General features: G+C 29.8%; 25 protein-coding genes, 5 tRNA genes and 1 rRNA gene. 22 read left to right on the top strand and 9 right to left on the bottom strand.

Going from position 1 to position 22,378, the window contains the following annotated elements:
- Positions 1–62 precede the first annotated feature (62 nt).
- Positions 63–178 (top strand): 5S ribosomal RNA (gene rrf, locus LXN10_RS03870).
- Between the two features lie 149 nt (positions 179–327).
- Here rrf and LXN10_RS03865 read toward each other — a convergent pair.
- From LXN10_RS03865 to LXN10_RS03850, 4 genes are read right to left on the bottom strand one after another with little or no spacing between them, the layout of a single operon-like run.
- Positions 328–558: a transcriptional antiterminator Rof gene (locus tag LXN10_RS03865; protein ID WP_375724611.1), complete on the bottom strand. Its 231-nt coding sequence runs from the start codon at positions 556–558 to the stop codon at positions 328–330.
- Between the two features lie 11 nt (positions 559–569).
- Positions 570–1,031 (bottom strand): hypothetical protein, encoded by a 462-nt coding sequence (locus tag LXN10_RS03860; RefSeq protein WP_375724610.1) that lies wholly within the window; start codon positions 1,029–1,031, stop codon positions 570–572.
- Positions 1,021–1,536 carry a peptidylprolyl isomerase gene (locus tag LXN10_RS03855; RefSeq protein WP_375724609.1) on the bottom strand — a complete coding sequence of 172 codons (516 nt, stop codon included), beginning with the start codon at positions 1,534–1,536 and terminating at the stop codon, positions 1,021–1,023. Before LXN10_RS03855 ends, LXN10_RS03860 begins: the two co-directional genes overlap by 11 nt.
- 60 nt (positions 1,537–1,596) lie before the next feature.
- Positions 1,597–3,456, bottom strand: coding sequence for a peptidoglycan D,D-transpeptidase FtsI family protein (locus LXN10_RS03850; RefSeq protein WP_375724608.1), 1,860 nt, complete (start codon positions 3,454–3,456; stop codon positions 1,597–1,599).
- Between the two features lie 28 nt (positions 3,457–3,484).
- Here LXN10_RS03850 and LXN10_RS03845 point away from each other — a divergent pair, with 28 nt between their 5' ends.
- Together LXN10_RS03845 and LXN10_RS03840 are read left to right on the top strand one after the other, a co-directional pair.
- On the top strand, positions 3,485–4,702 hold the full coding sequence (locus LXN10_RS03845; RefSeq protein ID WP_375724607.1) for an FtsW/RodA/SpoVE family cell cycle protein: 1,218 nt from the start codon (positions 3,485–3,487) through the stop codon (positions 4,700–4,702).
- Positions 4,702–5,730 carry a UDP-N-acetylglucosamine--N-acetylmuramyl-(pentapeptide) pyrophosphoryl-undecaprenol N-acetylglucosamine transferase gene (locus LXN10_RS03840; protein WP_375724606.1) on the top strand — a complete coding sequence of 343 codons (1,029 nt, stop codon included), beginning with the start codon at positions 4,702–4,704 and terminating at the stop codon, positions 5,728–5,730. The genes LXN10_RS03845 and LXN10_RS03840 overlap by 1 nt, the downstream gene beginning before the upstream one ends.
- Here LXN10_RS03840 and LXN10_RS03835 read toward each other — a convergent pair.
- Together LXN10_RS03835 and LXN10_RS03830 are read right to left on the bottom strand one after the other, a co-directional pair.
- On the bottom strand, positions 5,716–6,483 hold the full coding sequence (locus LXN10_RS03835; RefSeq protein WP_375724605.1) for an undecaprenyl-diphosphate phosphatase: 768 nt from the start codon (positions 6,481–6,483) through the stop codon (positions 5,716–5,718). The two genes, LXN10_RS03840 and LXN10_RS03835, sit on opposite strands and share 15 nt — an antisense overlap.
- Before the next feature lie 9 nt (positions 6,484–6,492).
- Entirely contained in the window at positions 6,493–7,149 is a 657-nt protein-coding gene (locus tag LXN10_RS03830; protein ID WP_375724604.1) for an MqnA/MqnD/SBP family protein, read from the bottom strand.
- 63 nt (positions 7,150–7,212) lie between these two features.
- On the opposite strand from LXN10_RS03830, the gene LXN10_RS03825 reads away from it, so the two are divergent.
- The 4 genes from LXN10_RS03825 to glnA all read left to right on the top strand — a co-directional run bounded on the left by LXN10_RS03825 (position 7,213) and on the right by glnA (position 10,247).
- Complete coding sequence (locus tag LXN10_RS03825) at positions 7,213–7,434, top strand: MoaD/ThiS family protein (protein ID WP_375724603.1); 222 nt, start codon at positions 7,213–7,215, stop codon at positions 7,432–7,434.
- 29 nt (positions 7,435–7,463) lie between these two features.
- Complete coding sequence (locus LXN10_RS03820) at positions 7,464–7,916, top strand: molybdopterin synthase catalytic subunit (RefSeq protein WP_375724602.1); 453 nt, start codon at positions 7,464–7,466, stop codon at positions 7,914–7,916.
- Positions 7,913–8,695, top strand: a complete 783-nt coding sequence (locus LXN10_RS03815) for a histidinol-phosphatase (RefSeq protein WP_375724601.1) — start codon at positions 7,913–7,915, stop codon at positions 8,693–8,695. Before LXN10_RS03820 ends, LXN10_RS03815 begins: the two co-directional genes overlap by 4 nt.
- A gap of 124 nt (positions 8,696–8,819) precedes the next feature.
- The gene (glnA, locus tag LXN10_RS03810; RefSeq protein ID WP_375724600.1) at positions 8,820–10,247 is read left to right on the top strand and encodes a type I glutamate--ammonia ligase; all 1,428 of its coding nucleotides are present in this window, start codon (positions 8,820–8,822) and stop codon (positions 10,245–10,247) included.
- A 65-nt stretch (positions 10,248–10,312) separates the two neighbouring features.
- On the opposite strand, the gene LXN10_RS03805 is transcribed toward glnA, so the two are convergent.
- From LXN10_RS03805 to gpmI, 3 genes are read right to left on the bottom strand one after another with little or no spacing between them, the layout of a single operon-like run.
- Positions 10,313–12,382, bottom strand: coding sequence for a penicillin-binding protein 1A (locus tag LXN10_RS03805; RefSeq protein ID WP_375724599.1), 2,070 nt, complete (start codon positions 12,380–12,382; stop codon positions 10,313–10,315).
- Positions 12,382–13,080: an ATP-binding cassette domain-containing protein gene (locus LXN10_RS03800; protein WP_375724598.1), complete on the bottom strand. Its 699-nt coding sequence runs from the start codon at positions 13,078–13,080 to the stop codon at positions 12,382–12,384. The genes LXN10_RS03805 and LXN10_RS03800 overlap by 1 nt, the downstream gene beginning before the upstream one ends.
- Positions 13,081–13,089: 9 nt before the next feature.
- Positions 13,090–14,565 carry a 2,3-bisphosphoglycerate-independent phosphoglycerate mutase gene (gpmI, locus tag LXN10_RS03795; RefSeq protein WP_375724597.1) on the bottom strand — a complete coding sequence of 492 codons (1,476 nt, stop codon included), beginning with the start codon at positions 14,563–14,565 and terminating at the stop codon, positions 13,090–13,092.
- A 67-nt stretch (positions 14,566–14,632) separates the two neighbouring features.
- On the opposite strand from gpmI, the gene mraY reads away from it, so the two are divergent.
- From mraY to rplL, 15 genes are all read left to right on the top strand, one after another.
- Positions 14,633–15,694: a phospho-N-acetylmuramoyl-pentapeptide-transferase gene (gene mraY, locus LXN10_RS03790; RefSeq protein WP_375724596.1), complete on the top strand. Its 1,062-nt coding sequence runs from the start codon at positions 14,633–14,635 to the stop codon at positions 15,692–15,694.
- 23 nt (positions 15,695–15,717) lie between these two features.
- On the top strand, positions 15,718–16,872 hold the full coding sequence (gene murD / locus LXN10_RS03785; RefSeq protein WP_375724595.1) for a UDP-N-acetylmuramoyl-L-alanine--D-glutamate ligase: 1,155 nt from the start codon (positions 15,718–15,720) through the stop codon (positions 16,870–16,872).
- Positions 16,873–16,913: 41 nt separating this feature from the next.
- Positions 16,914–16,989 (top strand) — tRNA-Phe (locus LXN10_RS03780).
- A gap of 21 nt (positions 16,990–17,010) precedes the next feature.
- Positions 17,011–17,087, top strand: a tRNA-Thr gene (locus tag LXN10_RS03775).
- A 70-nt stretch (positions 17,088–17,157) separates the two neighbouring features.
- Positions 17,158–17,242 (top strand) — tRNA-Tyr (locus LXN10_RS03770).
- Between the two features lie 8 nt (positions 17,243–17,250).
- Positions 17,251–17,327 (top strand) — tRNA-Gly (locus tag LXN10_RS03765).
- Between the two features lie 240 nt (positions 17,328–17,567).
- Complete coding sequence (tuf, locus tag LXN10_RS03760; protein ID WP_375724594.1) at positions 17,568–18,776, top strand: elongation factor Tu; 1,209 nt, start codon at positions 17,568–17,570, stop codon at positions 18,774–18,776.
- Positions 18,777–18,784: 8 nt separating this feature from the next.
- Entirely contained in the window at positions 18,785–18,952 is a 168-nt protein-coding gene (gene rpmG, locus LXN10_RS03755; RefSeq protein ID WP_013136417.1) for a 50S ribosomal protein L33, read from the top strand.
- 31 nt (positions 18,953–18,983) lie between these two features.
- Positions 18,984–19,059 (top strand) — tRNA-Trp (locus tag LXN10_RS03750).
- A gap of 81 nt (positions 19,060–19,140) precedes the next feature.
- Positions 19,141–19,323: a preprotein translocase subunit SecE gene (gene secE, locus LXN10_RS03745; protein ID WP_013136416.1), complete on the top strand. Its 183-nt coding sequence runs from the start codon at positions 19,141–19,143 to the stop codon at positions 19,321–19,323.
- A 10-nt stretch (positions 19,324–19,333) separates the two neighbouring features.
- Positions 19,334–19,861 (top strand): transcription termination/antitermination protein NusG, encoded by a 528-nt coding sequence (nusG, locus tag LXN10_RS03740; protein WP_013136415.1) that lies wholly within the window; start codon positions 19,334–19,336, stop codon positions 19,859–19,861.
- Between the two features lie 97 nt (positions 19,862–19,958).
- Entirely contained in the window at positions 19,959–20,384 is a 426-nt protein-coding gene (gene rplK / locus LXN10_RS03735; protein WP_375724593.1) for a 50S ribosomal protein L11, read from the top strand.
- 110 nt (positions 20,385–20,494) lie between these two features.
- The gene (rplA, locus tag LXN10_RS03730; RefSeq protein ID WP_375724592.1) at positions 20,495–21,196 is read left to right on the top strand and encodes a 50S ribosomal protein L1; all 702 of its coding nucleotides are present in this window, start codon (positions 20,495–20,497) and stop codon (positions 21,194–21,196) included.
- Positions 21,197–21,420: 224 nt separating this feature from the next.
- Positions 21,421–21,909: a 50S ribosomal protein L10 gene (gene rplJ, locus LXN10_RS03725; protein WP_375725321.1), complete on the top strand. Its 489-nt coding sequence runs from the start codon at positions 21,421–21,423 to the stop codon at positions 21,907–21,909.
- Positions 21,910–21,962: 53 nt separating this feature from the next.
- Positions 21,963–22,334, top strand: coding sequence for a 50S ribosomal protein L7/L12 (rplL, locus tag LXN10_RS03720; RefSeq protein WP_375724591.1), 372 nt, complete (start codon positions 21,963–21,965; stop codon positions 22,332–22,334).
- The last annotated feature ends 44 nt before the right edge of the window (positions 22,335–22,378 follow it).

Here is a 22,378-nt window from a genome sequence, read left to right as displayed (position 1 = left end):
ATTAATATACTCAAGATTGAGTTGAGTATTAAGAGCATTTATTGCTTTTACTACTCAACTTTGTTGGTGATTATAGAGAAGTGGAAATACCCGGCTCCATTCCGAACCCGGAAGTCAAGCACTTCATCGCTGATAATACTGCAGGGTCCCCTTGTGGAAACGTAAGTCGTCGCCAACTCTTGAGTCTTTTTTAAGCTTAGTTCTATTTAGACTTTCAGTCTTTTTAGCACTGAGCTTTTTTTTAGCACTTTTTTTACTGTTATTTATTTATTGCAGTAGAATTTATTAAGATTTATTCCTATGTTTTAGGTTTTATTTAGATTATAGTTAAATTTCTATATATTTTTTTCCATTAAAATAGATAATTAAATCAAGTCTAATTTTTTGTTTATTATCTAGTACTAAATACTCTTTTCCTTCAATAACAATTAGTGTATTAACTAAGCCTTTTGTTGTTAATATCTCTTCATTATTAAAATAAATAATTGTAGAGGGTATTTTTCTTTTAATAGCAATATCAAGTTGATCGAAGAACTCGCATGAAATTGGATTGTACATAGTTAGTATCCTTAAGTAAAATATCGAGATATGTTTATGGCATACCAAATAATTGAGAAGTTAAAGAAAAAGATAAACATAGAAGAGGTTCTAGATATCATTTTTTCTTTCTTTGTTCTTTCTCTTCCATGGGCTTTTAGAGATATATACATGTGAATTGCTGTTGCAATAACTATTAAAAATACAATTAGTAGTTTTCTATATAATAATATTCCAAATTGACTATTTTTAAACTCTTCGTTTAATATTATTGAATATAGATTGTGATGATTAAGTAAGAGCAAGCCTGTGATAAGTAATAGAGTAAGCCAAATTAATTGGAAATAGCCGTAAAATGGCCCAATATGAGAGTAAATTACATTTTGTGTGTTTTTGTCTTTAAAATAAATACCCATACCAAAAAGTAACAAGCCACCACCAACCCAGGCGGTAGCTGAAATTATATGAATAAATAATATTATATTAGTTAGCATCTTTTGATGGCAAAATTTCTATTGATATTATTTTGTCTTTTTGTTCAATAGAATCTAGTGTTTTAAAACTTTCAGAATCATTTTCTTCAATTCCTCCAAAAACAGTATGTCCACCATCTAAATGTGGGCAAGGAACAAAACAAATAAAGAATTGGCTTCCACCAGTATCTCGTCCTGCATGTGCCATTGATAATGTACCTTTTTTGTGAACTTGATTAGGTGCATCTGTCTCACAAGGAATAGACCAACCAGGTCCTCCCATTCCAGAACCATCTGGGCATCCACCTTGTGCCATGAACCCTGGAATTACTCTGTGAAAAATTAACCCATTATAAAATCCATCATTTGCAAGTGTTGCAAAGTTTGATACAGCTATTGGAGTTGACTCTGGAAATAATTTAGTCCAAATTACACCTTTATCTGTTATAAATTTTGCATATTGGAATTTTTCTAACTCTTCTTTTGGTAAATCGTATTTTTTTAAATCTTTTTTTGATCCAAACATTTTTATCCTTTAAAATTTATGGAATTATATCAATTTTCTGTATTAAAGAGATTAAATAAATTAGTTATCTGCACTCTTAGTTAAATAATTAAGTTTAACAAGATTATTAACTACTTCTTTGAAAACAGGAACAGCTGACCATGAGGCATAATGGTAGTACCAATATTTTCCTGTAGATATAGGATTTATTACAGTTACTCCTATTGTGTACTTTTTATTTTTGTCATTTGCAAAACCAAAAAAAGATGAAATATATATATCCTGATATTTACCATGTCTTGCAATTTGGGCAGTTCCTGTTTTCCCTCCAACTTCAATACCTTCAACTTGAGCATTAACTCCCGTACCTTTTGTTATTGTTTTTACAAGTAATCTTTTTATTTCATTAGCTGTTTTTTTAGAGATAACTCTTTTTTGTGTATTATCAGCTAAACTTACTTTCTTGTCATTTACTGATAAACTTTGAACAATCTTTGGTGTTACAATTATTCCATTATTGTTGAATGCAGAATAGGCTTTAAGCATTTGCATAAAAGTAGCTGTCATACCTTGCCCATATGAAATGGTTGCTTTAAAGACATTGTCTTCACCTTTGTCTTCTCCTGCTGAAAATTGTCTTATTGTTGGCATTACTCCAACTTTTTCATAAGGCAAGTCTATTTGTGTTTTTTCTGTTATTCCAAAGCTTTTAAGCCCTTCATACATCTCTTTACCACTTAATCTTTGAGCTAATTGTAAAGTTCCTATATTACTAGAATAAATAAATATATCATCAACTGTTAAATAATGTTTTGTAAATTCATGGTCATCTCCAATTGTAAATCTGCCAAGCTTATATTTTCCCCTTGGATATTCCCCTTTTGAGTTTAATTTACCGTTATTATATGCATTAAATAGTTCATCTTTTTTGATTCTATTTTTATCCATAACAAGGGAAATAGAAACAGGTTTTATGATTGAACCTGGTTCAAATAAAAATTCTATAGCGCTTACATCTAAGTATGGGATATCAGTTTGTCTAATTAGTCCTGGATTAAATCTATTTGATGAGGCTAAGGCTTTAATTTTTCCTGTGTCACTTTCCATTACTGAGACAATAATTTCATCTGCACTTAATTTTGTCTTGAATTTATCAAGCATAAGTTCTAGATTTTTTTGAAGCCTAAGGGGTATGTTTAAAATTAAATCTGCACCATCAACTCTATTTTGTACAATTGAATTTTTATTAAAAGAGATATATGAAAGTACATCTCTTGTACCTTCTAATTTACCATCTTTTGTGTTATTTAAAATATTGTTATAACTTTTTTCTAAACCTTTTATTCCATTAACTTTTGTTTTTCCATTATCACTTTCATATTTTCTTATATATCCAACAACAGGAGTTAAAGTATCTTCATATGAGTATAATCTTTTCTCTCCACTTTCATTTATATTTAGTCCTCTTAATATTTTGTTATCGTTGACTTCTATGGATTTGAAAACATTTAAATGTCTTAGCTTAAAGCCTAACTCTTTTAAGTTTTTTGCAGTTTTTGAATCAATATTATATGAAAGGACAATTGAACCAGGATTTTTAAGTGAATCATTTATCTTTTCATATATTTTAGCTTCAGGTATATCACTATAAATAGAGAAAAGTTTAACAAATAAATCAATTTTTTTCATATCTAAAAATCTAGTATCTATAGTTGCTTTGTATAATTTTAAAGAAGAAGCAATTTTAAAATTATCTTCACTTAATATATTTCCTCTTATTGCAAGTTCTGTTTTACTGCTTTCTAAATTGGGCAGCCTTCTTTTATCCGTGATTGTAACGAAGACATTTGACAGTAAAAGTATTAAGCTTAAGAAAATAAAAATAAGTATTATAAAAATTTTTTTAATTCTAGTAATTTTGTTTATGTTTTTTGAAGACATCTTTATCCATATTAGATTATAATGTGAAATGAATTTTATCCAAAAAATGTTTAAATCAAATCAGAACTTTTCAGAACCAGACTATTTGCTGTTTATATTGGCATCATTATTAGTAATTGTGAGTATAATTTTTTCATATTCATTAAGTGTTTATACTGTTGTATTTTATGAATATTCTCAATATCATTTCTTTGAAAGACAGCTACTAGTGGGAGTCTTATCAATATTCTTGATGTGGGGAATCTCATTTTTTAACCCTGATTTTATTATTGGAAAAGTGGGAATGTTTTTATTTATACTTTTTCTAATTTTAATGATTGCTATGCCATTTTTACCAGCTTCTATGGTAACAAGTTCCGGAGGAGCAAATAGATGGATTAGACTTCCTGGTCTTTCTTTATCTCCTGTAGAGTTTTTCAAAATAGGATTTATCTATTTTCTTGCTTGGTCATTTCACAGAAGAGTTATGGATAAGCCTAAAAAAATGGGTTTAAAAGAAGAAACAATATTATTATTGCCATATTTTGTGGCTTTTTTACTTGTAGTATTTTTAGTAGCTTTCTTGCAAAAAGATTTAGGGCAAGTTGTTTTATTAGGGCTAATTTTAGTTATTTTATTAATTTTTGCAAATAGAAGTTTTAAAATATTTTTGGCTTTAGGTTTTTTAATTGTTATAGGATTTATATCTCTGATTCTAGCAGCTCCTCATAGGGTACAAAGAATTTACTCTTGGTGGGCACTAAATCAAGATAAGATATTGTCAATACTTCCAAAATGGGCTGATGAACATCTTAGAATAGATGAATTACCAGAACCTTATCAAGTGTCTCACTCTTTAAATGCTATTCATAATGGTGGATTTTTTGGTACAGGTTTGGGACAAGGTAATTTAAAATTAGGATTTTTATCAGAAGTTCATACTGACTTTATCTTAGCTGGTATCACTGAAGAAGCAGGCTTTCTAGGTCTGTTTATTGTAAGTGCTATTATGTATGTAATTGTTTGGAGAATATTTAGAATAAGTAAAAGAGTAGAAAATCCTATTTATCACCTATTTACCTTGGGATTAGGATTGATGATTATTATTGCCTTTTTAATTAATTCTTATGGAATATCAGGAATGATTCCTATTAAAGGTATTGCTGTACCTTTCTTAAGTTATGGTGGTTCGTCTATGCTTAGTCTTGGTATATCCATAGGTTTAATTTTGTCAATAAGTAAATTAGCAAAAGAAGAGAGAAAATAATGAGTGGAAAAATTGTAATCACTGGTGGTGGTACTGGTGGTCATTTAAAAGTTGCAAAAGCATTTATTGATGAATTGGCTGTTAATAGAAATAGTAAACCCATTTTCATTGGCTCTTTAAATGGGCAAGATAAAAGATGGTTTGAAGATTATAAGAACTTAGAGAAGGCATATTTCTTAAATACTAAAGGTGTAGTTAATAAAGGATTATTTGGAAAAATAAAAGCCCTTGGTCAAATCTTTTTTCAAACACTTAAGTGTTGTGTTTATTTTATAAAGAATGATGTTAAGAGTGTGATTAGTGTAGGGGGTTTTTCCGCTGCTCCTGCAACTTTTGCTTCAATAGTAATTCCTTCTTGCAAATTATATATACATGAACAAAACTCTTATATGGGTAGATTAAATAAACTTACCTCAAAATTTGCAGTTGAAGTTTTTTCTTCATATTTAGAAGAGTCTAAAATAAAAGATTATCCAGTAAGTTCTGAGTTCTTTTTGAATTCAAGAATAAGAACTGAAGTAAAAAAAGTGATTTTTTTAGGTGGTTCACAAGGTGCTGTTGCACTTAATAGTTTTGCAATAAGTGTAGCAAAAGATTTAGATGATATGGGAATTAAAATCATTCATCAAACTGGAGATAGGGATTTTTTAAGAGTTAAAAGTGAATATGAGAAATTGGGTTTAGATGTAGATGTTTTTGATTTTACAAATGAATTAATTGAAAAAATGAAAGAAGCAGATTTTGCAATAAGTAGATCTGGTGCTTCAACATTATGGGAACTAGTTGCAAATGGTTTACCTACACTTTTTGTTCCTTTTCCCTTTGCTGCACAAGATCATCAATATGGAAATGCAAAGTTTTTAAAAGAGAAAAAACTTGCATTTTTAGTTAGGGAAAAAGAATTAAATAAAGATATTTTATTTGAAGCAATTAATAGTGATATAAAATCTATATCTGAAAATCTATCAACATTGATTTCAAATGATGCAATTAAAAAAATAATAGATTTTATATTAAGTAAAAATTAGAAGTAAAATTACACCAAATATAATTCTATAAATACCAAAAGCTACAAAAGTAAAGTTTTGTAAAAATTTTAAAAATAATTTAATAGTTAAAAAAGCAACTATAAAAGCAACTACAAAACCAATAGCTAAAATCATAAGATTTGCATCAGTAAAATCTTTATAGTGTTTTAATATATCATACCCCGTAGTTGCACACATAACAGGAAAGGCTAATAGAAAAGAGAACTCAGCACTTGCTTTTCGATTTAGGCCAACTAACATAGCTCCAATAATTGTAGAACCAGCTCTTGAAGTACCAGGAATCAGTGCAAATATTTGTGCAATTCCTATGTATAAAGCTTGTTTGTAAGTTACTTGTTCCACATCTGTTATATGGGATTTTTTTTCATCATAAAATTTTTCTACAATTAAAAAAACAATTCCACCAATGATAAACATTGTTGCGACTATTTCTATTGAAAACATAGCTTTTACTTGGTGTGAAAACAAAAAACCTATTGCACCAATTGGAATAAAGGCTAAAATTAGTTTTTTCCATAGTTCAATTTTTTTAATTGAAAACTTATCAGGATAGTTCAATATAACTGCTAAGATTGCAGCAAATTGAATTATAACTTCGTAAGCTTTATTCATACTATCTTGTTTTAATCCTAAAAACTCACTTGCGACAATTAAATGTCCCGTAGAAGATATAGGTAAAAATTCTGTAAATCCCTCTATTATTCCTAATATAACTGAATCAATAATTTGCATTTTTTACCTTTATTTTATATCTTTTGCTAGTTTGAAAAAAAGGCTCAAGCCTTTTTTCTCTTTTTTTTCTATTTTGTAATCAAGTTTTGTAAGATAAAATTGTATATCTTTTACTGAAATACCTGATCTTTGTGAATACTCTTTTAGAATATACTGAGGAATTTTTACTGCTCTTTTATTGAAATTCTTAGTTATTTTTCTTAAATAATCACCATGTTTGTTATAACAAAGCCTTGCGAAAACAAAGGGTAGGTTATGTTTTTTTGTCCAAAGCTTACCTAAGTCTACAAAGCTATCTTTATCATGACTAACATAATACTTAAGAGCTTTGTCTCCTATGAGAACTTGTCCTTCACATTGTAAAATTTTTGCTAATAAATTTGAAGTATTTGACTCATGGTCTTCTTTATAATCACCTGGAATTGACAAAACAGAAAGAATTTCTTTTTTTCCTATTATCCCAAAATCTAGTGACTTTTGTCCTTTAGATTTAATTGAGGAAATAAAAGCTGCATCAACTTTTCTATTTAAAAATTTTTTATTAATATCAGCAGGATATGATTTTTTAGAATTAATAATTGCTTTTAATTTTGCTGGTTTAATATTTTTTTTAAAATATACATGAAAAGGTAATAAATTTATATAATCGATTTTTGCAAATATCATTTATTTGTTTTCCTTTAAAATAGTTTTGATATAATAATTAAAAATTAGTAAAAAGGAGTTAAAGTGGTAACTATAGAATTTCTAGGCCCAATTAACAAAAAACCACTTACTTTAGATATAAAAAATTTATCAGAGCTAAGTGTTATATTAAAAGATGAACAAGATATGGTTAAGTGGCTTGAAAACTGCGCAGTTGCAGTAAATGATACGATGGTTAGTTCAAAAGATGTTGAGCTAAATAGCGGAGATAAAGTATCTTTATTGCCTCCTGTTTGTGGTGGATGAATAATTTAATGAAAAGTGAATAATGAATAATGAATAATGATAGAAAATTACAACTTTTTGATGGGTCTTTACCTGTAGAAAATATTACAAATACTTGGCATGAAGAGTTTAAAAATTCTAATTATGGTGCAATTATTACTTTTGTGGGAGTTGTAAGAGATGAAGATGGTATTGAAGGCTTATCTTTTGATATTTATGAGCCAATTTTAAATAATTGGTTTAACGCTTGGCAAGATAAAGCAAAGTCTTTAAATGCAATTGTACTTATGGCTCATAGCAGGGGAGATGTTCTAAATCATGAAAGTTCATATATTGCAGCTGTTTGTTCTCCTAAAAGAAGAGTTGCACTAGAATTAATAGATGAGTTTGTGGAAGATTTTAAGAAGTCTGCTCCTATTTGGAAATATGATATTTTAAATGGTAAAAGAGTTTATGCCCTTGATCGAAGCACTAAAATAGAAGGTTCAGGAATATTGGCATGAGAGTAGATTTGCATAACCATACAACACTTTGTAACCATGCTACGGGAACAATGGAAGAGTATGTATTAAGAGCAATTGAATTAGGAATTGATGAGTTTGGTTTTTCTGAACATGCTCCTATGAACTTTGATGAAAAATATAGACTAGATATTTCTCAAAAAGACTTTTATGAAAATGAAGTTAAAAAACTACAAGAAAAATATAAAAATAAAATAAAAATATTGTTGGCATATGAAGTTGATTTTATGCAAAATATAAAAATGCTAGATGAGATTTTAAATGCTAAAGTTGATTATCTTATAGGCTCTGTACACTTTTTAGATGGTTGGGGTTTTGATAATCCAGAATTTATAGGGAAGTATGAAAATAGTGATATTGATAAGATTTGGCAAGATTATTTTGATACAGTTGAAGCTCTTGCAAAATCAAAACACTTTGATATTATTGGGCATATTGATTTAATCAAAATATTTAAATATCTACCAAAAAAAGATGTAAAAATAATAGCAAAAAATGCTCTTAAAGAGATAAAAAAATCTGAGATGGTAATAGAAGTAAATGCAGCAGGATTAAGAAAACCTATAAAAGAAATTTATCCTTCAAAAGATATTTTAGAATTGGTTTATGAACTTGATATTCCAATAACATTAAGTTCTGATGCTCACAGTCTTGAACAAGTAGGTTTTAAATACGAAGAAGTAATAAACTATGTGAAATCTTTTGGCTTTACAAAAGTAGCGACATTTGAGAATAGAGAGAGAATGCTGGTTAATTTTTAACCAGATGTTTTATAAAATATCTTTTAATTAATGTAATAAATGTTTATTTTTTATACAAAAATTTGGGAATTTATAAACTTAATTTTGATAAGATATATTAAATCAAAATATCAGGAGATTATATATGGGTAAATTTGTTAACAATACAGAAGAGTTTTTTAAATATTGTGAAGAAAATGAAGTAAAATTTGTAGATTTTAGATTTACAGATATGAAAGGTATGTGGCATCATTTGTCTTATATGTTAAGTGCTGTAAATGAAGGTAATTTAACAAATGGTTTACCTTTTGATGGTTCATCAGTTGATGCATGGCAACCAATTAATAAATCAGATATGTTATTAAAACCAGATGTTGGTACTGCATTTTTAGATCCTTTTACAGCAGATTCAACAATCATTGTAATTTGTGATGTTTTTGACATCTATAAAGGTGAGATATATGAAAAATGTCCAAGATCTATTGCTAAAAAAGCATTAACTCATTTAACTGAGTCTGGTGTTGGTGATGTTGCTTATTTTGGACCTGAAAATGAATTCTTTATTTTTGATGATGTAAAAATTATTGATAATATTAATGAATCATATTATAGAGTTGATTCTGAAGAGGGTTGTTGGGCAGATGCAAGAGAAATCGAAGGTGGAAACACTGGACATAGACCTAGAACTAAAGGTGGATATTTTCCAGTTCAACCAACAGATTCAATGGTTGACTTAAGAGCTGAGATGATGTTAGTTTTAGAACAAGTTGGACTAGAAGTTATTTTAGGTCATCACGAAGTTGCTCAAGCTCAAGGTGAAATTGGTATAGTATTTGGTGATATGATTGAAGCTGCTGACAATGTTCAAAAATATAAATATGTTTGTAAAATGGTTGCACACTTAAATGGTAAAACTTGTACATTTATGCCAAAACCACTTTATGGTGATAATGGTAATGGTATGCATGTACACCAATCAATTTGGAAAGATGGTAAAAATTTATTCTACAAAGAGGGTGAATATGGAAACCTTTCTGAAACAGCTAGACATTATGTTGGTGGAATTTTTAAACACGCAAGAGCAGTTGCTGCATTTACTAACCCATCAACTAACTCATACAAAAGATTAATTCCAGGATTTGAAGCTCCTTCAATCTTAACTTACTCTTCTCAAAATAGATCAGCTTCTTGTAGAGTTCCTTATGGAGCAGGTGAAAAAGCTACTAGAATTGAAATGAGATTCCCTGATTCTACTTCTTGTCCTTATTTAGGATTTGCAGCAATGTTAATGGCTGGACTTGATGGAATTGCAAATAAAGTTGAACCAATTGGTCCAATGGATGAAGATTTATTTGAAATGCCTTTAGATGAAATTAGAGAAAGAAAAATTCCTCAAATGCCTCATACATTAAGAGGTTCATTAGAAGCATTAATTAGAGATAATGATTTCTTAAAACCTGTATTTACTCAAGATATGATAGATACTTATCAACACTATAAATTTGAAACTCAAGTATGGCCTGATGAAGCTAGACCAACTGCGTTTGAATTTATGAGTACTTATTCTTGTTAATAAGAAGAAAAGAATAAGTTTTTAAAAGCTTGGCTTTTTAGCCAAGCTTTTTTTATGCTTAATTTTTAAAATTGTACTTGATTTTTTTCTAGAAGTCTTGTTTTGTTTAATGGAAGTTTTGAAGTTTCTGTGTAGTACTCTTTTTCACCATTTAATGTAGTAGTTTTAACATTATCTGGTTGTGTAAAGTTTCTTTTAATTTCAGGATGAAGTTTTAAATAGTTTTTATAAAAGTATGCAAAAGCTGGTCCTGCAGCTCTTCCCCCCGTTTCACTTCTTCTCATAGGTTTATTATCATCATTCCCAAACCAAACAATTGTTTGTAAAGTAGGTGTATATCCACAAAACCATGCATCAACATTGTTATTTGAAGTTCCTGTTTTCCCTGCAATTTCAATTCCATCTACATTAGCCATTCTTCCTGTACCTTTTTTTACAACATCTTCTAATATTGTTGTCATTAAATATGCTTGTTCAGGAGAGGTTATAAATTTTTCTTCTGGTTCAAAGTTAACAGTTTGTTTATATCTATTTGTAATAGAACTAACAATATAAGGTTTTACTTGAATCCCATCATTTGAAAACATAGAGTAAGCTTGTGAAAATTCCATTGGAGAAACACCAAAACTTCCTAAAGTAATTGATAAGTCAAATGGTAAATCATTAAACCCATATGATTTTAAGCCTTTATAAATAACATCAATACCTATATCATTTACTAAATTAATGGTTGCAAGATTTCGTGAGTGAACTAATGCTTCTCTTAATGTAATTAGTCCTTTATAATCTTCTTCATAATTCTTAGGTTGCCATCTTTTTTTATTAGTATCTTCATTTGTTGTATCTTCTGTTTGTGTATCTGATTCGTTTACATCAGGATTTTCAGTATTTGCTTTTTTTGTCTCTTCATCCTCAAATTCATAGGTTCTAGAAATATCTGCAATATAACTTGCAGGAGAATATCCTAAATCTAAAGCTTGTTGATAAATAAATGGTTTTACAGCACTTCCTGGTTGTCTTTGACTTTGTATAACTCTGTTAAATGAAGACTCTCTATAATTTACACCACCTACTAAACTTAGAATTTTACCAGTGTTATTTTCAATTGTAATTAATCCACCATTTAAAGTTTTTGTAAATGCTTCTTGCTCTTCTATTAAACTCATAGGATAAACTTCTAATCCTTTGAAAGCTTGAGATCTAAAGTACTGATCTCTTTTTATAATATTATTGTAAGAAAGATTTAAAGCTTGTCTTGCTATTTCTTGTGCCTTTAAGTCAATAGTTAAATTAATAATATATCCCTCTTCTTTAATATTAGGAATATTTTTTCTCAACTCTTTAAATGCATAATCAACAATATAAGGAGCTTTGTTTTTAGTTAAGGTTTGGTTATAAACAGTTGGTACAGAATCCGTAGCTTCTTGGTATTCACTTTGATTTATCCAGCCAAGAGTTTTTAGTCTATTTACAACTTGATTTGCTCTTGCAAGTGAAAATTTTAGATTTCTAGTTGGATCATAAAAACTTGGAGCTTTTGGAAGACCAACTAATATTGCAATTTCTTTTAATGATAATTGGTAAAGTTCTTTTTTAAAATATCCAAGTGCTGCTGTTCTTATACCAAAGTATCCATGACCAAAATATACTTGGTTGAAATATCGCTCTAAAATTTGTTCTTTTGTTAGAACTTGTTCAACTCTAATTGAAAGTAGAGCTTCTTTTATTTTTCTTATAAGTTTTTTCTCTCTAGTAAGTAAAACAGTTTTGACTAATTGTTGGGTTAGTGTACTAGCTCCCTCAACTAATTTTCCAGCTTTTATATCTTTTATCAAGGCTCTACTTATAGCATCAAGGTTTACTCCTCCATGCTCAAAGAATTGAGTATCTTCAATAGCTAATAGTGCTTCAATTACTCTTGGTGGAATATCCTCATAATCTACATAAAGTCTGTTTTCTTTTTCAAAAATATTGGCTACTAATTCACCATTTTTATCAAAAAATTGAGTTGTCAAAGGGGGCTTATAATTAACTATTTTATCAATATCAAATCTTAAGTTAAGATATAAGTAAACTAGCCAAGATGCAACAGCCAGTCCAATTATTGTAATAATTCCTAAAATATATTTTATCATTATGCTTCCCTAAATTTTTTATTTGTAAAGTTTGAATTTATTAATTCAATCGTATATTCATCTTTTGGATTAGATAAAACATCTTTTGTTTTACCACTTTCTATTATTTTACCATTTTTTAAAATTATAATATCTTCACATAAATTTTTTATTGAATATATATCATGTGTAACATATAATATCTTTAAACTTAACTCTTTTATTAAACTTTCTAGCAATTCTAGAATTATCTCTTTATTTTTTGTATCAAGTGCAGTTGTTGGTTCATCTAGTAATAAAAGTTTTGGATTTTTGCTAATTGCAATTGCTATTACAACTCTTTGGAGTTGTCCTCCACTTAATTGCGCAGGAAATCTATTTAAAACAAATTCATTTAATCCAACTAATTTTAATACTTCTTGTTTTTTACTATCTTCACAAAAAAACTGCTTAGAAATTTTTGTCATTGGAGATAAAGAGGTAAATGGGTTTTGAGGTATGAAACCTATGTTTTTTTTATCAAGTTCACTAAGAGGCTCTATATTAATAATAGATTCTAAATTTGATGGCAAAAGATTTAAAATGGCTTTAAGGGTAAGTGATTTCCCACTTCCACTTTCACCTATTAATGCCATTGATTTATTTATTTCAAAACTTAAATTAACTAGTTCTTTGTCATTGTTTTTAATTTGAAGTTTATTAATTATAATTTTTGCCATATTATAAACTTATATTAAAGCTTCATCCATTTCTTTTGGAATATCAAGATTCATCAGTTTTAACACCGTTGGTGCAATATTATTTAAACTTCCTGTTTTTACCTCTTTTACTTTGTCAGATATAACAAAGCAGTAAACTTCTCCTACTGTATGATTTGTTAAGGTTTCACCTTTATCATTTCTCATCATTTCACAATTTCCATGATCTGAAGTTAAAACAATACTATAGTTTTTCTCTTTTGCTTTTTCTATTATTTTACCAAGTTCCAAATCAACAGCTTCAACAGCTTTGATTGCTGCATCATAAATACCTGTGTGTCCTACCATATCTCCATTTGCAAAGTTTACAACAATAAAATCATACTCTTCATCTATGGCTCGTCTAACTTCTACTCCAACTTCAGGTGCACTCATTTGCGGTTGTAAATCGTAAGTCGTAACATTGGGTGAGGGTATTAATACTCTGGTCTCATTTAAATAAGGCTCTTCCAATCCACCATTAAAGAAAAAAGTTACATGGGCATATTTTTCTGTTTCAGCTGTGTGCAGCTGTTTAAGCCCATTATTTGAAATAACTTCAGCTAAAGTATTTTTTGGAGTCTCTTTTGGAAAAAGCACAGGAAGAGGGAAGTTTTTGTCATATTCAGTAATTGTTGCAATATTAAGATTTTTCTCAACTCTTGGAAATTCAGAAAAGTTTTTGTCAGCTATTGCCTTTGACATCTCTCTCATTCTATCACTTCTAAAGTTACAAAAGATAACTCCATCATTTTCTTCAAATCCACTATAATCATTTAAAGATGCAGGAATAATAAATTCATCTAAAATATCATTATTATAAGAGTCTTCAATATAGTTATTTATATCTTTATCTGTTTTTGGAAGTCCTAGAGCAATCGCGTCATATGCTTTTTTTATTCTATCCCATCTATTGTCTCTATCCATTGCATAATATCTTCCACTAATAGTAGCTATTGAAATATCATAATCGCAAATGTTTTCTATGTCTTTTATATATTTCTTAGCACAATTAGGAGCAACATCTCTACCATCAGTTATTATATGTATAAATACTTTTTTTCCTAGATTCTTAGAAAGTTTGGCAAATGCTATTACATGATTAATATGAGAGTGAACACCACCATCACTAATTAATCCTATAAGATGAATATTATTTGATTTCTCAATTGTTGAGTTTAAAAGTTCATTATCTTTTAATGTATCATTTTCGATTGCTAAATTAACTTTTACTAAATCTTGGTATAAAACTCTTCCACTTCCTATACTCATATGTCCTACTTCACTATTTCCCATTTGGCCATCTGGTAAACCAACATGTGTTCCATAAGTATGTATTAAAGAATAAGGTACATTTTTAAATAGATAATCATAAGTTGGAGTATTTGCATTTTTTAGGGCATTGAAATTTGATGAATTATTATGACCAATACCATCTGTTATGATTAGAATTGTTTTATTTGTCATTATTTAAACCTTTTAAAATTATTAATATATTATAATCCGGAGATTATATCTAAACGAAGGTTTAAATTTGTTTTACTGGTTCTATAGACATCTCGAGATCAATATCTTTCAATATATTACAGTTCGTGCAGGAATTGCTTTTTTAATATCTTTTTTATTAACTATGTATTTAATGCCAAAATTCATAAAGTGGGCGAAAAATAAAAAGGCAAATCAGCCTATATATGAGTATGCTCCTGAATCTCATCAAATAAAATGTGGAACTCCTACCATGGGTGGAGTTGTATTTATTTTTTCAACTATAATTGCAACATTACTAACAGTTAAACTAAATAACTTCTATGTAGTAGGTGGACTATTAACACTTGTATTATTTTGTTTAATTGGAATGCAAGATGACTTATCAAAAATTTTCAAACAAAAAAATTCAGCAGGACTTAGTGCTAGAGCTAAACTTATATTACAATTTTTCTGTGCGTTTATAGTATCTGCTACACTTTATTATTATGCTCATACTACAGAACTATATATTCCATTTTATAAGTTACCTCTTTTTGATATGGGCATTTATTCAATAATTTTTTGGATGTTAGTTATTGTTTCGACATCTAATGCTGTAAACTTAACTGATGGACTTGATGGTTTAGCAACTGTTCCTTCGATAATTTCATTTTTTACTTTATCAACAATTGTTTATATCTCTGGACATGCAATTTTTAGTGCATATTTACTTGTTCCAAATATTAAAATGGCAGGAGAGTTAGCAATATTAGGTTCTTCTATGATAGGTGCATTGATTGCTTTTCTTTGGTTTAACTCTCATCCTGCTGAGGTATTTATGGGAGATAGTGGTTCTTTACCTTTAGGTGGATTTATGGGATACATGGCAATAGTAGGGAAAAGTGAAATACTACTTTTAATTATTGGTCTTATTTTTGTAGTAGAAACTGTATCTGTAATATTACAAGTTGGTTCATTTAAGTTAAGGAAAAAAAGAGTTTTTTTAATGGCTCCTATTCACCATCATTTTGAGCACAAGGGTTGGAAAGAGAATAAGATAATAGTTAGATTTTGGATTATAGCTTTTATGGCAAATCTTTTTGCACTATTAAGTTTTAAAATTAGATAAACAAATCTAAGATAGAGGAAAATATGATTAGAGTTTTAGGTAAAGGACTTACTGCAAAAGCTATAGAAGAAGCTTTTGATGATGTTAAATTATATGATGATAGTGATTTTGACACTTATGATAAATATTCAAATGATATTACTATTGTAAGCCCTGGAATAATGCCCTCTAATCATATGGTTAAAAATTCTAATAATATTATAAGTGAATATGATTTATTTGCAGATAATATGCCTTTTAGTATTTGGATTTCGGGAACAAATGGAAAAACTACTACTACTGAAATGACTCAACACTTGCTAGAAAAAAGAGGTAGTGTTTGTGGTGGAAATATTGGAACTCCTTTAGCAATGTTAAATAAAGATGCAAATATTTGGATACTAGAAACTTCTTCATTTACAAATTATTATACAAATAAAGCAAAACCAAACATATATATACTTCTTCCAATAAGTGAAGATCATATTACTTGGCATGGAAGTTTTGATGAGTATAAAAAAGCAAAATTAAAGCCATTAGATTTTATGGTAGAGAGTGAAATTGCAATTATTCCAGAAGAGTTCAAAGATTATAAAACTGATGCTTGTGTTATTACTTATAAAAATAGTGATTGCTTATGTAAAGAGTTTGGAATAGATAAAGAAAAAATAAAATTCAAAGAGCCTTTTTTACTTGATTCAATAATGGCACTAATAAGTAGTAAAATACTTTTTGATAAATTAGATTATGAACTTATAAACTCTTTTGTTGTTGGCAAACACAAAGTTGAAGAATTTTTTGATAAAAAAAATAGATTGTGGATAGATGATAGTAAAGCCACAAATGTTGATGCTACGATAAATGCATTAAAATCATATAAAGATAAAAAAATAAATCTTATTTTAGGTGGTGATGATAAGGGTGCAAATTTAAAACCTTTATTTGAAGAAATTAAAAAATATAATATAACAATTTTTGCAATTGGCTCAAATGATGAAAAAATATTTCAATTAGCAAATGAGTTTGGAATTGAAGTTTTTGCATTAAAATATTTAAATAAAGCAGTTGAAAAAATTGATGAATTATTCTGTGAAAATGGCATAGGAATGCTTTCACCAGCAGCCGCTTCTTTGGACCAATTTACCTCATATAAGCACAGAGGAGAAGAATTTAAAAATCTTGTAAGTGCTTTAAGCTAGAATTAATATGATAGACATTATAATTTCAGTCCAAAAACGATGGCTCGGTAGCTCAGTCGGTAGAGCAAAGGACTGAAAATCCTTGTGTCGGCAGTTCGATTCTGCCCCGCGCCACCATTTTTGTAAATATATTTATATGCTGGTGTAGCTCAGTTGGCTAGAGCAGCTGATTTGTAATCAGCAGGTCGGGGGTTCAACTCCCTTCACCAGCTCCATATAAGTTATAAGTCTGCGAAATCTTCATTTTTGAAGAACAGCGCTAGACCAGATTAATAATTTTCAACCGGTGAGGTTGGAGAGTGGTCAAATCCTGCGGATTGTAAATCCGCCGCCTACGGCTTCGAAGGTTCAAATCCTTCCCTCACCACCATTAAATGAGCGGGAGTAGCTCAGTTGGCTAGAGCTTCTGCCTTCCAAGCAGATTGTCGCGAGTTCGAGTCTCGTCTCCCGCTCCATTTATTTTTTATTGATTCTGGGAGCTGAGTTATATATATTGCAAAAATTATAACTCTTTTACTACATTGTAATCTCCTTGTAATCTTTTTTAGTGTATAATTGCGACCCGTTAACATAATTTAGTTGTATTAATACATTTAACTTATGTGAATGTCTCACAATACCCCTCTGAATAGATCAGCTTTTGGGCTTATCTGCTCAGAGGGCAATTTTATTAAATCTTTTAAAGGAAAAATTCTATGGCAAAAGAAAAATTTGACAGAAGTAAACCACACGTAAATATTGGTACTATTGGTCACGTTGACCACGGTAAAACTACATTAACTGCTGCGATCACTATGGTTCTTGCACTAAAAAATGGTCAAGCAACAATGGATTATGATCAAATTGATAACGCTCCAGAAGAAAGAGAAAGAGGAATTACTATTGCTACTTCTCACGTTGAGTATGAAACTGATACTAGACACTACGCTCACGTAGATTGTCCAGGTCACGCCGATTACGTTAAAAACATGATTACTGGTGCTGCACAAATGGACGGAGCTATCTTAGTTATCGCTTCAACTGATGGACCTATGGCACAAACTAGAGAGCACATCTTATTATCTAAACAAGTAGGTGTTCCATACATCGTTGTTTTCTTAAATAAAGAAGATCAACTTGATGATGAAGATAAAGAAGAAATGTTAGAACTTGTTGAAATGGAAGTTAGAGAATTATTATCTACTTATGATTTCCCAGGTGATGATACTCCAATTATTGCAGGTTCTGCATTTAGAGCTCTAGAAGAAGCTAAAACTGGAACTGCTGGTGAGTGGTCTGAAAAAATCTATAAACTTATGGATGAAGTAGATGCTTATATCCCAACTCCAGTTAGAGATGCTGACCAAGCTTTCTTAATGCCTGTTGAAGATGTATTTACTATCCAAGGTAGAGGTACAGTTGTTACTGGTAGAATTGAAAAAGGTACTATCAAACTAGGTGAAGAAATTGAAATCGTTGGTATCCACGATACTCAAAAAACTACTGTAACTGGTATTGAAATGTTCAGAAAAGAAATGGACGAAGGTCAAGCTGGAGATAATGCAGGTATTCTTTTAAGAGGTATCAAAAAAGAAGATGTACAAAGAGGACAAGTTCTTATTAAGCCAGGAACAATTACTCCACATACAGAATTTAGAGGAGAAGTTTATATCCTTTCTAAAGAAGAGGGTGGAAGACATACTCCATTTTTCTCTGGATATAGACCACAATTTTATGTAAGAACAACAGACGTTACTGGTTCTTGTACATTACCTGAGGGAACTGAAATGGTTATGCCTGGGGATAATGTAGAAATGACAGTTAGTTTAGTTGCACCAATTGCTCTTGAAAAAGGTACTAAGTTCGCTATCAGAGAAGGTGGTAGAACTGTAGGTGCTGGAGTTGTTGCTGAAGTTATCAAATAAGGATTAATATGGCAGCAGTTAGAATAAAAATCGGATTAAAATGTCAAGAAAGTGGAGATATTAACTACACTACTTGGAAAAACCCAAAAACTCACACTGAGAAATTTGAGGTTAACAAATATTGTCCGAGATTGAGAAAACACACTATTCATAAAGAAGTTAAGTTAAAGTCGTAAGACTTTACTTAACCTTTTTATCTTTTTAAGCAGGTCAGTAGCTCCAATGGTAGAGCGCCGGATTCCAAATCCGATGGCTGGGGGTTCGAGTCCCTCCTGGCCTGCCACTAAATATTTCTTAAAGTAGTAACAAATAACTTTTTTAAAAAATATTTATAAGCTAAATAATTATAACTCTGGAGTCGATTGTGAGTAAGTTAAAAACATATTATAAGAATGCAAGAGAAGAGATAGGAAAAGTAATTTTTCCAATTAAAGAACAAATTAGATCTGCTTATATTTCTGTATTTGTAGTAGTAACAGTTATTTCATTATTTTTAGCTCTAATAGATGCTGTAATGTCTTTTAGCTTGTCTTCAGTAATAAACTAAGGAAATAATAATGGCACATTTATGGTATGCAATTCAAACTCACTCAGGTAGTGAATTAACAGTGAAAAGAGCATTAGTAAGATTAGCTGATGAAATGGCTGATGGAAAAATTGCTGATGTATTAGTTCCAACAGAAGATTTAATTGAAGTAAAAAAAGGTAATAAAACAATTGTTGAAAGACCTTTATACCCAGCATATGCTTTTGCTAAAATTGATTTAGATACTGCATTATGGCATAGAATTCAATCAATGCCAAAAGTTGGTAGATTTATTGGTGAGTCTAAAAAACCTACACCATTATCTGAAAAAGATATCAATTCTATTTTAGATAAAGTTAATAATAGAGCTGCTGCTAAACCAAAAGTTTCATTTGACGATGGGGAAATGGTAAGAATCAATGAAGGTCCATTTGCAAACTTTAATGGTATAGTTGAAGAGTTTGACATAGCTTCAGGTATACTAAAATTAAATGTATCAATTTTCGGAAGAAATACTCCTGTAGAGATTTCTTATACACAAGTAGAAAGAGTAGTTTAATTACTCTTTGAATATAGACATTAGGCAAAAAAATTAGCTTCTGAGTTTTCTTGCCTAATGTCTAAATCATTAAACAACAAATTTAAAAGGAGAAAAGATGGCTAAAAAAATAGCTGGTGTTTTAAAACTTCAAATTCCTGCTGGTGCTGCAAACCCATCACCACCTGTTGGTCCTGCATTAGGGCAAAGAGGAATCAATATTATGGAATTTTGTAAAGCTTTCAACGAAAAAACTAAGGATAAAGCAGGGTTTAGTATTCCTGTAGAAATTACTTATTATACAGATAAAAGTTTTACATTTTTAGTTAAACAACCACCAATGACTGACTTAATTAAAAAAACTTCAGGTGTTAAAAAAGGTAGCGATAACGCACTTAAAAACAAAATTGGTAAATTGACTAAAGATCAAGTTATGGAAATCGTTGATATGAAAATCAAAGATTTAAATACAGATGATAAAGAACAAGCTGCAAAAATTGTTGCAGGTTCTGCTAGATCTATGGGAATTGAAGTAGAAATTTAATATTTCTTTTCATAAGCCTTACCACCAGGCTTAAACGGCGGTAGCAAACAAGTACTCTTTAGCTTTAAAAGCAAAGTTTCCTTGAAAAAAATAAAATTGCGGAGAATAAAATGGCAAAAGTTTCAAAAAGATATAAAAGTTTATTAGAAAAAATCGAAGATAAAAAATACACATTAGCAGAAGCAGTTGTTTGTGTAAAAGATTTAAAATCAGCTAAATTTGATGAAAGTGTTGAAGTTGCACTTAATCTTAATGTAGATCCAAGACACGCTGATCAAATGATCAGAGGTGCAGTTGTTCTTCCTCATGGTACTGGTAAAACTGTAAGAGTTGCAGTTTTCGCTAAGGGAACAAAAATGGATGAAGCAAAAGCAGCTGGTGCTGATATTGTTGGAAATGATGATTTAGTAGAATCAATTCAAGCTGGAAACATCGATTTTGATGTTTTAATAGCAACTCCTGATTGTATGGGAATGGTTGGTAAAATTGGTAGAATTTTAGGGCCAAAAGGTTTAATGCCTAATCCTAAAACTGGAACTGTTACAATGGATGTTAACAAAGCTGTTAATGATGCTAAAGGTGGTCAAGTTACATATAGAGTTGACAAAAAAGGTAATATGCAAGCTGCAGTTGGAAAAGTTTCATTTTCTAACGAAGCAATTACAGAAAATATCAAAGCATTTGTAGGTGCAATTAATAAAGCTAAACCTTCAACTGCAAAAGGTAGATATATTACTAATGCTGCACTTTCTTTAACTATGTCACCATCTATTTCATTAGAGGTTTTAGAAGTTATGGATATAAAAGCGTAAATAAAAGTAAATTTTACTTTTATTTATTTAAGTTTACAGTTAGGTCTTTGATTTACCTGTAAACTTGTTAAAAGAAATTTTAACATTCAAATATGTTGATAAAATCAATATTTTTGAGTGTTATTCAAGGCACTGATATAAAACTGAAGACAGCTGGTTAGATACCCCCGTATCTTGTAAAACCCGCCGAAGTTGGATGTTTTGAAAGGGGGAAATATATAATGATGACTAAACAACAAAAATCAGAAATCGTTGATTTCTTAACTTCTGAATTCAAAGAGTCTCAAGCTATCGTAGTTTGTGATTATAAAGGATTGACTCATAAACAGTTAGAAGTATTAAGAAAAGACGCTAGAGATAATGGAACTAAAGTACAAGTTGCAAAAAATACTCTTGTTGCTGTTTCTGTAAAAAATGCTGAATTAGGTGATATCGAATTAACTGGTACAAACATTTTCTTATGGTCAGAAGATCAAATCTCAGCTTGTAAAGTAGCTGACACTTTTGCATCTGCAAATAAAGATAAATTTGCTATCAAATCTGGTATCATTGAAGGTAAAATCGCTGATCTTGCTACTGTTAATGCATTTGCTAAGTTACCATCAAGAGAACAACTTCTTGGTATGCTTGCAGCTACATGGATGGCGCCAGTTACGAACTTTACTATTGGGCTTGATGCTCTTAGAAAGAAAAAAGAAGAAGAGGCTGCTTAATAAGCAACAATTATTTAAATAAAAATAAAAATAAAAAATTAGAAGGAAATGAAATGGCAATTTCTAAAGAAGACGTATTAGAATACATCTCTGGTTTATCTGTATTAGAGTTATCTGAATTAGTAAAAGAATTCGAAGAAAAATTTGGAGTATCTGCACAACCTGTTGCAGTTGCTGGAGGAGCTGTTGCAGCTACTGAATCTGCTGAAGAGCAAACAGAATTTAATGTTGTTCTTGTTGATGCAGGAGACAAAAAAATTAATGTTATTAAAGCAATTAGAGCATTAACTGGTCTTGGACTAAAAGAAGCTAAAGCTATGTCTGAAGAAGCTGGTGCAATCGTTAAAGAAGGTATTGGAAAAGAAGATGCAGAAGCAGCTAAAGCTGAATTAGAAGCAGCTGGTGCAAAAGTAGAATTAAAATAATTACTTACTTGTAATTTATTCTATGTAATACAAGGCTTTCATGC

The organism is Arcobacter iocasae (assembly GCF_042214795.1).
Taxonomy (GTDB): domain Bacteria; phylum Campylobacterota; class Campylobacteria; order Campylobacterales; family Arcobacteraceae; genus Arcobacter; species Arcobacter iocasae.
The sequence above is the reverse complement of the archived record's forward strand: the minus strand, read 5'-3'. Positions and strand labels throughout refer to the sequence as shown.